At 72.9% G+C, this 12,961-nt stretch carries 10 protein-coding genes; 1 reads left to right on the forward strand and 9 read right to left on the reverse strand.

Annotation, left to right across the window (positions count from 1 at the left end; genetic code table 11):
• Nucleotides 1-6: 6 nt before the first annotated feature.
• The 9 genes from ABZ624_RS06835 to ABZ624_RS06875 all read right to left on the reverse strand — a co-directional run bounded on the left by ABZ624_RS06835 (nt 7) and on the right by ABZ624_RS06875 (nt 11,489).
• The gene (locus ABZ624_RS06835; protein WP_360083381.1) at nt 7-1,890 is read right to left on the reverse strand and encodes an acyl-CoA dehydrogenase; all 1,884 of its coding nucleotides are present in this window, start codon (nt 1,888-1,890) and stop codon (nt 7-9) included.
• Nucleotides 1,887-3,584, reverse strand: a complete 1,698-nt coding sequence (locus ABZ624_RS06840) for a fatty acyl-AMP ligase (RefSeq protein ID WP_360083383.1) — start codon at nt 3,582-3,584, stop codon at nt 1,887-1,889. Before ABZ624_RS06840 ends, ABZ624_RS06835 begins: the two co-directional genes overlap by 4 nt.
• Before the next feature lie 99 nt (nt 3,585-3,683).
• The gene (locus tag ABZ624_RS06845) at nt 3,684-3,872 is read right to left on the reverse strand and encodes an acyl-CoA carboxylase subunit epsilon (RefSeq protein ID WP_360083385.1); all 189 of its coding nucleotides are present in this window, start codon (nt 3,870-3,872) and stop codon (nt 3,684-3,686) included.
• Between the two features lie 115 nt (nt 3,873-3,987).
• Complete coding sequence (locus ABZ624_RS06850; RefSeq protein ID WP_360083387.1) at nt 3,988-4,617, reverse strand: antibiotic biosynthesis monooxygenase; 630 nt, start codon at nt 4,615-4,617, stop codon at nt 3,988-3,990.
• Nucleotides 4,604-5,617 (reverse strand): aromatase/cyclase, encoded by a 1,014-nt coding sequence (locus tag ABZ624_RS06855; protein WP_360083389.1) that lies wholly within the window; start codon nt 5,615-5,617, stop codon nt 4,604-4,606. Before ABZ624_RS06855 ends, ABZ624_RS06850 begins: the two co-directional genes overlap by 14 nt.
• Nucleotides 5,618-5,733: 116 nt before the next feature.
• Nucleotides 5,734-6,777, reverse strand: a complete 1,044-nt coding sequence (locus ABZ624_RS06860) for a ketoacyl-ACP synthase III family protein (protein ID WP_360083391.1) — start codon at nt 6,775-6,777, stop codon at nt 5,734-5,736.
• A 24-nt stretch (nt 6,778-6,801) separates the two neighbouring features.
• Nucleotides 6,802-8,415: a citramalate synthase gene (gene cimA / locus ABZ624_RS06865; RefSeq protein ID WP_360083393.1), complete on the reverse strand. Its 1,614-nt coding sequence runs from the start codon at nt 8,413-8,415 to the stop codon at nt 6,802-6,804.
• 199 nt (nt 8,416-8,614) lie between these two features.
• Entirely contained in the window at nt 8,615-10,366 is a 1,752-nt protein-coding gene (locus ABZ624_RS06870) for an MFS transporter (protein ID WP_360083395.1), read from the reverse strand.
• Nucleotides 10,367-10,466: 100 nt separating this feature from the next.
• Nucleotides 10,467-11,489, reverse strand: coding sequence for a CaiB/BaiF CoA-transferase family protein (locus tag ABZ624_RS06875; RefSeq protein ID WP_360083397.1), 1,023 nt, complete (start codon nt 11,487-11,489; stop codon nt 10,467-10,469).
• Nucleotides 11,490-11,723: 234 nt separating this feature from the next.
• Between ABZ624_RS06875 and ABZ624_RS06880 the strand changes: the two genes are divergently transcribed.
• Nucleotides 11,724-12,845, forward strand: a complete 1,122-nt coding sequence (locus ABZ624_RS06880) for an epoxide hydrolase family protein (protein WP_360083399.1) — start codon at nt 11,724-11,726, stop codon at nt 12,843-12,845.
• Nucleotides 12,846-12,961: the final 116 nt, after the last annotated feature.

Genomic DNA, 12,961 nt, shown 5'->3' on the forward strand with positions numbered 1-12,961 from the left:
CGCGGATCAGGCCAGCGCGGAGCCGTACAAGTCGTAGCTGCGGCGGCCGTGCAGGCGGTCCAGCGCCTCGGCGAGCACCCGCTGCTCGCAGGCGGCGAAGGGGCCGGCCCCGCCCGTCCGGTCCGGGGGCAGGTCGGGCACGGGCAGGCCGAGGCGCCGGGCGAGGCGGTGGAGCACCGCGGACGCCCAGGCGGGATCGGCCAGGAACGCGTCGGACGGAGCGGCGGTCTGCGCGCGCCAGGTCCCCAGGCAGGCCGCCGCCGCCAGGACCAGGGTGTAGCGGTCGGCGAGCGCGAAGTTGCTCGGGCTGGCCAGCGCGGCGCGGTCGCCGGGGTCGATCTCGCCGAACGCCCTGGCCAGCTCCCGCAGTTCACCGGTGAAGGACCGGGCGAGCGCGCGCAGCAGCGGCCAGTCCTCGCGTCCCGGCACGGTGAGGTCGGCCGACTCCAGCCACGCGGTGCAGGCCACCAGGGTCGCGGCGAGCGGGTCGCCGTCGGTGAGCAGGGACAGGCGCGGCAGGTCCAGCGGCGGCAGGTCCTCGTGCGGCCGGAACAGCGCGGCGGGCGCCTCCGCCTCGGTGAACCACGCGGTGCGGGCCAGGTACGGCAGCTGCGGCAGGATGCTGACCTGGCGGCCCGCGCTCCCGGCGTGGCCGAGCGAGGTGACGGGCAGGTCGCGCAACTGCTTCTGGAACATCCCGTACGTGCCGCTCACCGCGAAGCTCTCCTCGCCGAGCACCGCCGCCATCTCGTCCATCGTCTCGGCGGCGAGCCGTGGCGCGAGGTAGGCCGCGGAGGCCGCGTACACGCTCATCTGCCGCGGCAGCAGATGCAGCGACCGGGTGGCGACCAGGGCCAGGCAGTCGATGAGCAGCAGGTCGAGGAAGGCGCCGGTGAGCACGTCGCGTACGTGCCGTACGTCGAGCGAGGAGCGGCCGTCGGCGCGGCGGCGGGTGGCGAAGGCGGCCACCGTGCGCAGCGCGGTGTCGACGCCGGCGAGCACGATCGACGGGATGAGGCCGCGGATCAACAGCGAGGAGCGCAGCGACAGTTCGTAGCCGTCGCCGACGCGGCCGAGCACCGCGCTGTCGGGCACGGTGCAGTCGGTGAAGGTGAGGGCGCCGAACTCGGCGCCGCGCATCCCGGTGGTGGAGTGCCGCCCGGTGTCGGTGATCCGGTCGGCGGGGTGGCCGGCGCGGTCCAGGAGCAGGACCGAGTGGCTGCGGCCCCCTTCCCGGGCGTCCGAGGTGCGGACGAAGACGACCAGGCCGCGGGAGCGGGCCGCGTTGGCGATCGCGGTCTTGCTGCCGCTCACCGACAGACCGCCGCCGGCGGCGGGCCGGGCGGTCAGCTCGTCGCGGACGAAGTCGTTGCCGTGCGCCACCTCGTGCCGTGCGACGGCGACGCGGTCGCCGCCCAGCAGCAGCCGGGCCACGAAACGGCGCTGTGCGTCGCTGCCCGCGGTCCACACCGGTACGGCGGCGAAGAAGCAGCTCAGGCCGTATCCGAAGCCCACGGAGGCGTCGCGGCGGAACAGGGGACGCAGAAGCCGGCCGAGGACGTCCATACGGCTCAGCCGGCCGCCGAGCTCCGCCGGCACGAACTCCGCGTTCAGGCCGAACACGTCGAGCACCCGCTCGGCACCGGGTACCGGCTCGCCCGCCGCGTCGGCGGCGAGCAGGGCGGCGGCGCCGAGCGGGTTGTGGGGGTCGTCCAGGGGGCCCAGGGCGGCCTCCAGGGCGTCGATCCGGGTGGCCGGGGGCACGGAGTGCGCCGCGGGGGGTGCCGTGCTGGGCCGGGGCGCGTCCGCGGGTGCGTCGTGGCTGGCCGCGCCCGGCGGCGGAGCCGCACGGTGACGCTGCCCCGCGCCCCTTGGGGGCGTCGTGGTCATCGGTGTTCCTTTCGTACCAGGCGTTCGACCTCCGGGTCGACCCACTGGTGCAGGGCGGTGAGTTCGCCGTTGAGGAACATGCGGCGCATGGCGGCCCGTTCGAGCTTGCCGCTGGTGGTGCGGCGGACCGTGCCGGGGCGGACCAGGAGGACACCGCCCGGGGCCACGTCGTACTGCTCGCTCAGCCGCCGCTGCACGCCGGCGGTGAGTTCGGCCAGGTCGACGCCGTAGCGGCTGCGGGCCCGCAGCTCCTGGACCACGACGACGCGCTCACGGTCGCCGGGCACCCCGAACGCGGTGCCGGAGCCGAACAGGGCGCTGACCTCGCGCACCGTGCGCTCCAGGTCCTGCGGATACAGGTTGCGCCCTGCGACCACGATCACGTCCTTGATCCGGCCGGTCACGCACAGCCGCCCGTCGACGAGGGCGCCGAGGTCGCCCGTGCGCAGATAGCCGCCCTCGCCGTCCTTGATCCGCCCGTCGAAGGTGTCGGCGCCGTCCCGCGGGCTGCCCCAGTAGCCGGGCGAGACCGACTCGCCGCGCACCCAGATCTCGCCCACCCGGCCGTCCTCGACCGCTCTGCGGGTGTCGGGGTCGACGATGCGCACCTCGACGCCCGCAGGCCGGCCGCAGGCCACGACCTCGCGCTCCGGCGCGACGGCACCCGGCGGCGCGGGCAAAGTATGGGTGCCGAACCCGCAGGTGGTGCGGTCGCCGCTGACGAGCAGCGTCGCCTCGGCCAGGCCGTAGGCGGGCACCAGCGCCTCGGCGCGCAGGCCCGCGGCGGCGAACCGGTCGGCGAAGGCCCGCATGGTCGCCGAGCTGACGGGTTCGCCACCGTTCACGGCGACCTGCCAGCCGGACAGGTCGAGCCCGGCGAGCTGGCTGTCGTTGACGCGGCGCACGCACAGGTCGTAGGCGAAGTCGGGGGCGCCGCTCACGGTCAGGCCGTAGCGCGAGATGGTCTCCAGCCAGTGCGCCGGGCGCTTGACGAAGGCCACCGGGGAGAGCAGGACGGCGGTGCCGCCGAGCCACAGGGCGTGCAGCAGCTGGCCGATCAGGCCCATGTCGTGGTGCAGCGGCAGCCAGCCGCCGATCCTGCCGCCCGGTACGGTGCCGAGCGCCGCGTGGATCGCCCGGTGGTTGGCGAGCAGCGCGCGGTGCGTCACGGTCACCCCGCGGGGCTCGCGGGTCGAGCCGGAGGTGTACTGCAGGAACGCCACGTCGTCGGGTTCGCGCCGCGGCGGCTGCCACGGTTCGTCGTCGTCCGCCGGGCCCGTGACGTCGGCGTCGGTGGGGATGCAGGTGACGTGCCCGTGTCCGGTGCGGGCCAGCAGCTGGGTGACGTCGAGGGCCTCCGCGAGCGAGGTGAGCACACAGCCGGCGGCGCAGTCCTTGACGATGCCCGCGATGCGTTCCCCGGGCCGGCCCAGCGCGCCGAGGGGCGCGGCGGGCACCGCGATCACGCCCGCGTAGAGGCAGGCGAGGAAGCCGATGCCGAACAGGGCGGGTGACTCGTGCAGGATCAGGACCCGTTCGCCGGGCGCCGTGTGGCGTCCGATCCGGGCGGCCACGGTGCGGGCGGCCCGGTCGAGTTCGGCGTAGGAGAGCGTCTGGGGCCGCAGCGCTCCGTCCCGCTCGGTGAGGACGATCAGCGCCTCACGGTCGGGTGACGCGGCGACTCTGCTCCGCACGATGTCGGTGAATGTCCGGTGGCCGGTCAACGCCCTCCCCTTTCGGTGTCGTGATGTCGCTCGCGTGCGCCGGGGCGACAGCTGCTGGTGGTCCGCCGGTCATCTCCCCGGCCAGGACGGCACCCGGTGACCCGCGCTCTTGACGGTCCAGTCCGCGTACGCCGCCTTCACCTCCTGGTCCGGCTCCCGGTCACGGCGGGACAGGGCGAGCAACACGGCGGTGACGGCGGCCAGTTCCGCGGCGTCGGGACGGCCGCGCACCACGGTGATGTGCGTCTCGTCGGTCATGGCACCAGCGTGCACGCGGCAGCTAGAGCCGCCCTCGCGTCCCGAACGCGACCGAGCCGAGGACCAGGAGGTCCTCGGCTCGGTCACCGCTGGGGCCCGCACGCCCCGGGAGGGATCAGTCGATCACGCGTTCGTAGGCCACGTGCCGGGTCCGCTCCAGCACGACCTCGGCACCCCGCTGCAGCTCCCGCCGGGCGGCCTGGACCGGCTCGCTGTCCAGGGCCCGGTCCAGCGACTCGGCGTCCCGCCACCACAGCAGGCCGGTGTAGAGGGTGGGGCGCAGCAGGGAGCGCAGCAGGTCGCTGCCGCCGAAGCCGTCGGCCTCGCCGAGGCGGTCGGTGAGGCCGGCGAACCGCCGCTCGAAGGCGCGCCAGTCCCCGCCGACCCGGGCGCGCAGCAGGACGACGCTCTCGGTGCCGACGCGCGCGTTGTCCCGCAGCACCCGGCCGACGCTGACGGCCTGGTCGACCTCCGTCTCGACGAGCGGTTCCAGACGTTCGACGTGGCCGAGGAACGTCTCGTCGTGCACGGTGTCGCGGAAGGCGCGCAGGGTGCGCCAGTGCCCCAGGTGGACGTACACGTGCGGATGGTCGGCGAGGCGTACGGTCACCAGGAAGTCGAAGTCGGTGCGGCGGCGCAGGAACTGGGAGTGTTCCCGGAACAGCCGCTCGAACCTGTCGGTGTCGCCCTTGACCTCGAAACGGTTGATGATCGTGACGGGTCCGGTGAGATCACGTCCCGGCATGCACGTCCTCCGCGTATTGCTTGGCATGGCGCAAGGTGGTCGAACTGTTGGTACCCAGGGCCTTGCGGACCAGGGCCCGGGCTTCGGCGAGCGTGGCGTCGGGGCCGAGCGCGGAGCGCACGCCCTCGGGGTCGAGCACCACCGTGTGCCAGGAGGTGACGGTGAGGGTCTCCGCGTCGCCCGACGGTTCGATGGTCCAGCGTCCGGTGTGCACGCGCATGGCCACCGGTACCCGCAGCTGCTTGTACACGATCTCCTTGCGGTCCGCGAAGCACACCCGGACCGAGGTGGTGTTGTGCAGGGACCCGTCCGGGCTGCGGGTGTCCATGTCCATGTGCTGGATGCCCGGTTCGTCCTCGGTGAGGGCGAGCCGCGCCACATGGGGCAGCCGCTCGGGCCACAGGTCGGCGCGGTCCAGGAAGGCGTACACGTCACCGGCGGCCCCGGCGACCGTCACGGAGTCGCTGAAGGTGAACCGGAGTTCGTCGGCGGACTCGCCGAGTTCCGCCGCGTTCTTCAGGGCGGCGAGTTCGGCGACGCTGTTGCGGTCGACGGCGCGCTCGATGAGCTGCTCGGCCTCCGGGTCGTCGTGGACCGCGCGGTAGTCGTGCAGCAGCACCACCCGGGTCGTGCCGTCCTCCAGGGACTCGATGCGCCAGGTGCCGCCCATCGAGGCGACGGGGGCCGCAGGGACCACCTGGCGGAAAGTGACCGTACGGGAGTGCGGATCGAGGGTGCGGCGTGAGGTCCAGGTGCGGACCTGCTCGTTGGCGATCGCCCAGATGCGCAGCAGCTGCTCGCCTGCGCCCCTCTCGTCCCGGCTCTCCTCCAGCACCTCGACGTGGACGGTGGGCCCGAAGACCTGGGGCCAGGAGGCGACGTCGGCCACCAGCGCGTAGCAGGCCTCCGGGGGCGCCGCCACGGTGACGGAGTGTTCCGTCAGATGCGTTCCGGTGACGAGGGCGGTGTCCGGTGTCTCGCTCGTAACGGTCGTCGCCACGGCGGGTCCTTCCTTCGAGTCGTGCCGTCCGGGACGGCGATCAGCAGAGTGGCACAGCCGCCTCGAGCGCACCTCGACGGCGGGTGGAGACCGGCCATATCGGGCCGGGTACGGCCTCAGGACCTGTCGGGGCTGTCCCAGTCGGGGCATTCGGTGATCTCGACGACGGCACAGCCCCAGCTGTATCCCGCTCCGACGCTCACGAGTACGCAGCGGTCGCCGGGGCCGGCCTTGCCCGAGACCAGCAGGTGGTCGAGGCTCGCGAACTGGTCGCCGGCGCCGAGGTGGCCGACGGTCCGGCTGAACTCCCAGGTGGTGCGGTCCGGTTCGATGCCGAACGGCTTGTAGTAGATGGACTGCAGCCGGCGCCGCCCGAAGTGCGGCAGCACCACCCACCGGGCGTCACCGAGTTCCATGCCGGCGTCGGCGAGCGCCTGCTTGAGCACGGTCTGCTGTCCGGCGTGCGCCCGGGTGATGGCGTACGACATCCCCACCCGGCCGACGAAGGCGCGCTTGGCCTCTTCGAAGTCGACGGGTATCCGGCTGCTGAACGGCGCCCTGGTGAACGGCTCGTCGCCGCGGTGCAGGGGTTCCAGTGACGGGTCGGCGTGCAGGGCGAGGGAGACCAGGCGGGCGAAGCCGCCGCGCCGGGACAGGACCAGCGCCGAGGCGCCGTCGGCGTAGGGCGTGCCGGGGTCGGTCTGCCAGCGGTCGATGCCCGGGGGGCAGAAGCGGTCGGCGCAGGTGAGCAGCGCGTCGCCGTGGCCGTGGCCGGCCGTGAGATAGGCGGCGGCCAGGTCGAGGGCGGCGAGGCCCCCGTTCGACATCTGCCGGATCTCCAGTGCGGGGCAGTTGTTGCCGAGGGCCTCCCGCTGGATGTACGAGGCCACGGGCCACAGGTCCTGGCCCTGGTGGTAGGTGTCCGCGTGCAGCACCAGGTCGACGTCGGCCGGGGCGCTGCCCGCACGGGCCAGTGCCGTCCGGGCGGCGTGGGCCGCCATCTCGGCGGCGGACTCGTCCGGGGAGTACGCCACCGAGACGGCGCCGGTGGCGGCGACCAGGCCGGGCGGGCACTCGCCGGCGGCCACGGCGTCCTCGATGCGCAGTCGGGAGGGGAGACGTACGGAGGTCCCCCGCAGATAGATGTCTTCCACACGCACAGCCGCTCCAGAGGGTTCGAAGGGTCAGCCGGCCGGTGCGGCCACCAGGCTCTCGGCGTCCTGGCGCCGCTCCGGCGCGTCGGACAGGGCGTAGTGGACGGCGTCCAGCAGGGCCGCCAGGGCCGCCCCCGCCGCATGCCGGTCCACGCCGACGGTGCCCCAGCGCCGGTCGCCGCACTCGAACGACAGCAGGACCCGTACGGAGGGCGGCGTCGTACGGTCCCCGGCGAGTTCCCGGACCGTGTGCCCGGTCAGGCGCAGCCCGGCCAGCTCGGGGAAGACCGGGTCCAGCGCCTGGTGCAGGGCGGCGTCCAGGGCGTGCACGGGCTCCAGGCCCAGGCCGGTGGCGGTGCACGACGACCCCGCGACGCGCACCCGCATCGAGGCCCGTGCGCCGCCGTCCCCGTCCAGGGCCACCTGCCAGGACTCGACACCGAACGGCTCCGGCGGGGTGTGCCCGGCCAGCTCGGCGCGCAGCAGCAGCGCGAAGGAGGCGTCGGCGGCTTCGAAGCTGTAGCCGCGGCTCTCCAGCTCCTTGACCCGGGCCGCGGCCCGGCCGACCGCCTCGGAGCCGGCCCCGACGTCGTAGCCCAGCTCGCGGGCCTTCAGCTCGACCGAGGACCGTCCGCCCATGTCGGAGACCAGGACGCGCATGGTGTTGCCGACCCGGGCCGGGTCGATGTGCTGGTACAGGCCGGGGTCGACGCGCAGCGCCGATGCGTGCAGGCCCGCCTTGTGGGTGAAGGCCGCCGCACCGACGTAGGGGGCCGCGGGAACGCCGGGGATCCCGGTGACCTCCGTGATGACCCGGCCGGTGGGCTTCAGCTCCGCGAGCCGCTCCAGCGGGATCACCTCACGGCCCCGCTTGAGGACGAGGTTCGCCATGACGGTGAACAGGTTGGCGTTGCCGCAGCGTTCGCCGTAGCCGTGGGCGGTGCCCTGGGCGTGCACGGCACCCGCGTCCACGGCCGCCATGGTGTTGGCGACCGCGCAGCCCGTGTCGTCGTGACAGTGGATGCCGATGGCGGCGCCGGTCATGGCGATGGTGTCGGCGACGACCGCCTTCACCTCCTCCGGCAGCGAACCGCCGTTGGTGTCGCACAGCACCACGGTCTCGGCGCCGGCCTCCGCGGCGGTGCGCACCACTTCCAGCGCGTACTCGCGGTTGGTGACGTATCCGTCGAAGTAGTGCTCGGCGTCCAGGAACACCCGGCGGCCGGCGAGCACCAGGTGCTGCACGGTGGACCGGATCATGGCGAGGTTCTCGGCGAGCGTGGTGCGCAGCGCCCGGTCCACATGCCCGGTGTGGCTCTTGGCGACGAGCGTCACCACGGGCGTCTCCGCCTGCAGCAGCGCCCGCACCTGCGGATCCTGCGAGACGGCGACGTCGGGCCTGCGGGTGGCGCCGAAGGCCGTCAGGAGGGCGGCTCCGAGGTCCAGTTCGGTGCGCGCCCTGCGGAAGAACTCGGTGTCCTTCGGTATCGCGCCGGGCCAGCCGCCCTCGATGAATCCCACGCCGAGGGCGTCCAGGCTGCGCGCGATGGCGAGCTTGTCGTCGACGGTGAGGGCCAGGCCCGCCATCTGGGTCCCGTCGCGCAGGGTCGTGTCGTAGAGCTGGAAACCGCTCTGTTGCGCCATCGTCCCTCCTTCCTGTCGGGCCTGCACTTCGCTGCGCCGGCTTGGGCCAAGGGTCGGACCGGTGACTAGAAGGGGACCGGAGCCGGGGTCGAACACCTGCGGGGGCGGTGCCCCGCTCCCCCCTTCGGGGCGCTGCCGCCGAGGCACGTACAAGGGGCCGGGCGGCTGGTGTGCCGTCCGGCCCCTGGGTGGGAGCGTGTCAGGACGCCGGGGCGGTCTCCGGCTCCGCGGCCGGCTGCTCCTGGCTCAGCCGCTTGGGCAGGGCGAACATCAGCAGGAACACCACGGCGGTGACGCCGACGAAGGCCTTGAGCAGGGTCTGGAAGCTGTCGGCGAAGGAGTCGCCGACCTGCTCCTTGCCGTAGGTGCCGACGACCTGCGCCACCTTCGGGTCGCGCAGCGGCTGCACGGTGCAGCTCGCGGGCACGAGCGAGGCGTCCTTCTCGCTCGCCCGGTCGATCGCGCAGGTCCGGTAGGCCGCGGCGATCTTGTCCGCGTCACCCGGGGTGACCCGGGCGCTCGCCACCAGTTCCTTGCGCAGTTGCGGCAGTTGGTGATCGACGTTGCTCGTGGTGTTGCCGACGATGCCGCCGAAGAAGACCACGCTGATCAGGGCGCCGCCGATGGCGAAGCCGAGCTGGGTGTTGGTGTTGACCACACCGGAGGCCGAACCCGCGTGCTCGTGCGGCACCTCGGAGGTGACGATCAGCGGCAGCGGCGTGGCCACCGTGCCGAAGCCGAGACCGACCAGGAACAGCGGGATCGCGATCTTCCAGGAGGTGACGTCATGGCCGTACTTGCCGGCCACCCAGATGTACGTGCCCAGGCCGATCATCAGCACCACGGCACCGACCTGCATCGCCTTGCGGCCGAACTTGGGCACCAGGATCATCACGGACGAGGTGGCCGTGAGGAAGGCGCCGACGCAGAACGGGAGGCTGGTCAGGCCGGCCCGCATCGGGGACCAGCCCTGGCCGACCTGCATGTACAGCGTCCACCCGATGGTGAACATGCCCATGCCCGCGTAGAAGATCAGGTTCACCCCGAGGCCGGCCGAGTAGCTGCGGGTGCGGAAGAGACCCAGCTCCACCAGCGGCGACCCGTCCCGGCGGGTCTTCGCCCGCTGCCAGGCGACGAAGCCGAGGAGCACCAGCACCGAAGCACCCATGGAGACGAAGCCGAGCACGGGCCAGTCCAGCTCCCGGCCCTGCAGCAGCGGGAAGACCAGCATCACGAAGCCGACGGTCAGCAGCACCACGCCACGGATGTCCAGCCGGAGCGCCTGCGGCGCCTTGGACTCGGTGATGACCTTGGCGCCGTACGCCAGACCCACCAGGCCGACGGGCACGTTGACCAGGAACACCAGACGCCAGTCGAGACCGAACAGGTTCCACTCCACCAGCAGGCCGCCGAGGGCCAGACCGAGCGTCGCGGCGAGACCGCCGACCAGGCCGTGCAGCGCGAAGGCGGTGCCGCGTTCCTTGTCGTTGAAGGTGACGTGGATGATCGACAGCACCTGGGGCACCATGACACCGGACGAGGCACCCTGGATCACCCGGGCGACGACCAGCTGCCACGGCTCCTGGGCGATACCGGCCGCGAGCGAGCACAGGGTGAACCCGGCGACGCCGACGAGGAACATCTTCTTGCGGCCGTAGATGTCACCGAGCCGGCCGCCGAGGATCAGGGTCAGGGCGAAGGCGAGCTGGTAGCCCACCAGAACCCACTGGATGGCCGAGTATCCGGCGCCCAGCTCCCGCTGCATGGAAGGCGCCGCCACATTGGCGATCGTGCCGTCCAGCAGATCCAGGAAGGCGGAGACGAGCAGCACCAGCAGGGCTGCCCAGCGCCGGGGGTCCAGCGGCCTGTCCCCCGCCGTCGGATCCGCGCCCGCCGTCCTGCTGTCCACCTCCGTCTCGACGGACGGAGCCTGTTCGGACGAAATAGCCATGATGTGGCCTCTCCTATTACTTGGGGGGTGGTCTGGGGGATGGGTGTGGGGTGGGGCGATGGTGGGCAAACCTGTCGCCCACCCGGCAGGATGACCGCGGTCAGTCGAATTCCGCTCGAGTCCTGCTGAAGCGCGGCGCCGGGGTGGCGGGCCCACTGCCCCTGGCCTGGTGGTGGGGGTGCGCGGCCGCCTCCGCGACGCTGAGGACGGGCGTCACACACGCCTCCGTCCCGGCGAGGCGACCGGCCCAGTCGTCCCGGCTCCGGGTGAGGAACCGGCGGGCGAACACCCGGCGCAGCGAAGGCCAGTTGACCGGGTCACTCCGGTCGGGCAGCCGCTCGGGATCCAGCTCAAGACCCTCCAGCAGCGCCCGGTAGAACCGTTCCTCCAGTGCGCCGACGGCCACATGTCCGCCGTCGGCGCACTCGTAGCAGGTGTAGAAGGGCGCGCCACCGTCCAGCAGATTGACCCCGCGCTCATGCCGCCACTGGCCGCTGTCGGCCATCGCGGTCAGCATGCCGAGCATCGCGCCGGCCCCGTCCACGATCGCGGCGTCCACGACCTGTCCCCGGCCCGAGGTCTGGCGCTCGTACAGCGCGGCCAGCACCCCTGCGACCAGGAACATCGCGCCACCCGCGAAGTCGCCGAGCAGATTGACCGGTGGCACAGGAGGACCGCCGGCCTCGCCGATGGCGTGCAACGCACCCGTCAGAGCGAGGTAGTTGATGTCATGACCCGGGCTACGGGCGAGCGGCCCCTCCTGACCCCAGCCGGTCATCCGGCCGTACACCAGGCGGGGATTGCGCCCCAGGCAGACCTCCGGACCGATACCGAGCCGCTCCGCCACGCCCGGCCTGAACCCCTCCACCAGGACGTCCGACTGCTCCAGCTGCCGCAGCAGCCAGTCGACGTCACCCGGGTCCTTGAGGTCCAGCTCCACCGACCGGCGCCCACGGTCGAGTTCTCCGTGCCAGTCCACGAACGACCGGACGCCGTCGGCCCGGTCGATCCGGACCACGTCGGCCCCGAGATCCGCGAAGATCATGCAGGCGAACGGGGCGGGCCCGATCGCCGCGAGCTCCACCACCCGCAGGCCGTTCAACGGTCCTGTGCCTGTCGACATCTGCGGCTCCTCCTCGTCGGAGTGGGCACGCTGCAAGCGGCCCCTGGAACTCCGCCTCAGGAGCACTCGAGCCGCTCTCGAACCGGTACGCCCGGACGGCCCCGCAAGCGGCTCGCGGCGCCTGTGGCGGGCCGGCAGCACGCGGTACACCCGCTGCCGGTTCCAGCCGTGCTCGAGCCGGCCCTCCTACCCTCCGCGGGACACCAGTACGTACCCGACCCGGGAGGCCCAGCGATGAGCAGGGACGTCACGCCGTTCCACGTGGCATTCGACGAGGCGGACCTCACCGACCTCAAGGACCGCCTGGCCCGCACCCGCTGGCCCGAGCCCGAGACGGTGGACGACTGGTCACAGGGCGTGCCGCTGGCGTACCTGAAGGAACTGGCCGAGTACTGGCGGACCGGGTACGACTGGCGGCCGGCCGAGACACGCCTGAACGCGCTGCCCCAGTTCCGCACCGAGATCGACGGCCTGGGCGTGCACTTCCTCCACGCGCGCTCCCCGCATCCGGACGCCCTGCCGCTGCTCCTCAGTCACGGCTGGCCCGGCTCGGTGGTGGAGTTCCTCGACCTGATCCAGCCCCTGACACACCCCGAGGACCCGGCCGACGCCTTCCACGTGGTGTGCCCCTCGCTGCCCGGCTTCGCCTTCAGCGACAAGCCGTCCGCCCCCGGCTGGACGATCGAGCGTACGGCCGCCGCCTGGGCCGAGCTGATGGCCCGGCTCGGCTACGACCGGTACGCGGCCCACGGCGTCGACTGGGGCTCCTTCCTCACCGGCGTACTCGGCGAGACGGACGCCGCCCACCTGGCGGGCATCCACCTGGCGATGCCGTTCGCCAAGCCGCCGCAGGAGCAGGTGGCCCTGGACGACAGGGACCTGGCCGGTCTCGCCGCGCTCAAGGAGTTCCAGCAGAGCGAGGGCGGCTACTCGGCGATCCAGGCGACCCGCCCGCAGACCCTCGGATACGGCCTCACCGACTCCCCCGTCGCCCAGCTGGCCTGGATGGCCGAGAAGTACTGGGCGTGGAGCGACCATGACGGCGACCTGGAGAAGCTGATCCCGCGGGACACGCTGCTGGACTGCGTGACCCTGGCGTGGCTCTGCCGCACGGGTGCGTCGTCGGCCCGTATCTACTGGGAGAGCCACAACAGGATGGCGCTCGCCCCCGTGCGGGTGCCTGCGGCGCTCTCCGTGTTTCCGAAGGACGCGCGGATGCCGCGGGCCTGGTGCGAGGCCCGGTTCACGGATCTGCGCAGGTGGACCGACCACGAGCGGGGTGGGCACTTTCCGGCATTGGAGCAGCCGGGGGCGCTCGTGGACGAGCTGCGGTTCTTTTTCCGTTCCGTGCGCTGAGTGCGCGTCCGGTAGTGCCGCGTTGTGCCGTCGCGCGAGTGCGGCGGCGTCGTGGCTTGTCGCGCCCACGGGGCGGAGCCGCATATTGACCCAGCCCCGCGCCCCTTCAGGGCGCT

Origin of the sequence: Streptomyces sp. NPDC007205 (assembly GCF_040634095.1) — a bacterium.
Taxonomy (GTDB): Bacteria; Actinomycetota; Actinomycetes; order Streptomycetales; family Streptomycetaceae; genus Streptomyces.

Bases quoted from the DNA above. Each gene is read 5' to 3' on its own strand.
- ABZ624_RS06875 (WP_360083397.1), bottom strand. From the start codon at position 11,489: ATGTCGACAGGCACAGGACCGTTGAACGGCCTGCGGGTGGTGGAGCTC.
- ABZ624_RS06835 (WP_360083381.1), bottom strand. From the start codon at position 1,890: ATGACCACGACGCCCCCAAGGGGCGCGGGGCAGCGTCACCGTGCGGCT.
- cimA (WP_360083393.1), bottom strand. From the start codon at position 8,415: ATGGCGCAACAGAGCGGTTTCCAGCTCTACGACACGACCCTGCGCGAC.
- ABZ624_RS06845 (WP_360083385.1), bottom strand. From the start codon at position 3,872: ATGACCGACGAGACGCACATCACCGTGGTGCGCGGCCGTCCCGACGCC.
- ABZ624_RS06850 (WP_360083387.1), bottom strand. From the start codon at position 4,617: ATGCCGGGACGTGATCTCACCGGACCCGTCACGATCATCAACCGTTTC.
- ABZ624_RS06870 (WP_360083395.1), bottom strand. From the start codon at position 10,366: ATGGCTATTTCGTCCGAACAGGCTCCGTCCGTCGAGACGGAGGTGGAC.
- ABZ624_RS06880 (WP_360083399.1), top strand. From the start codon at position 11,724: ATGAGCAGGGACGTCACGCCGTTCCACGTGGCATTCGACGAGGCGGAC.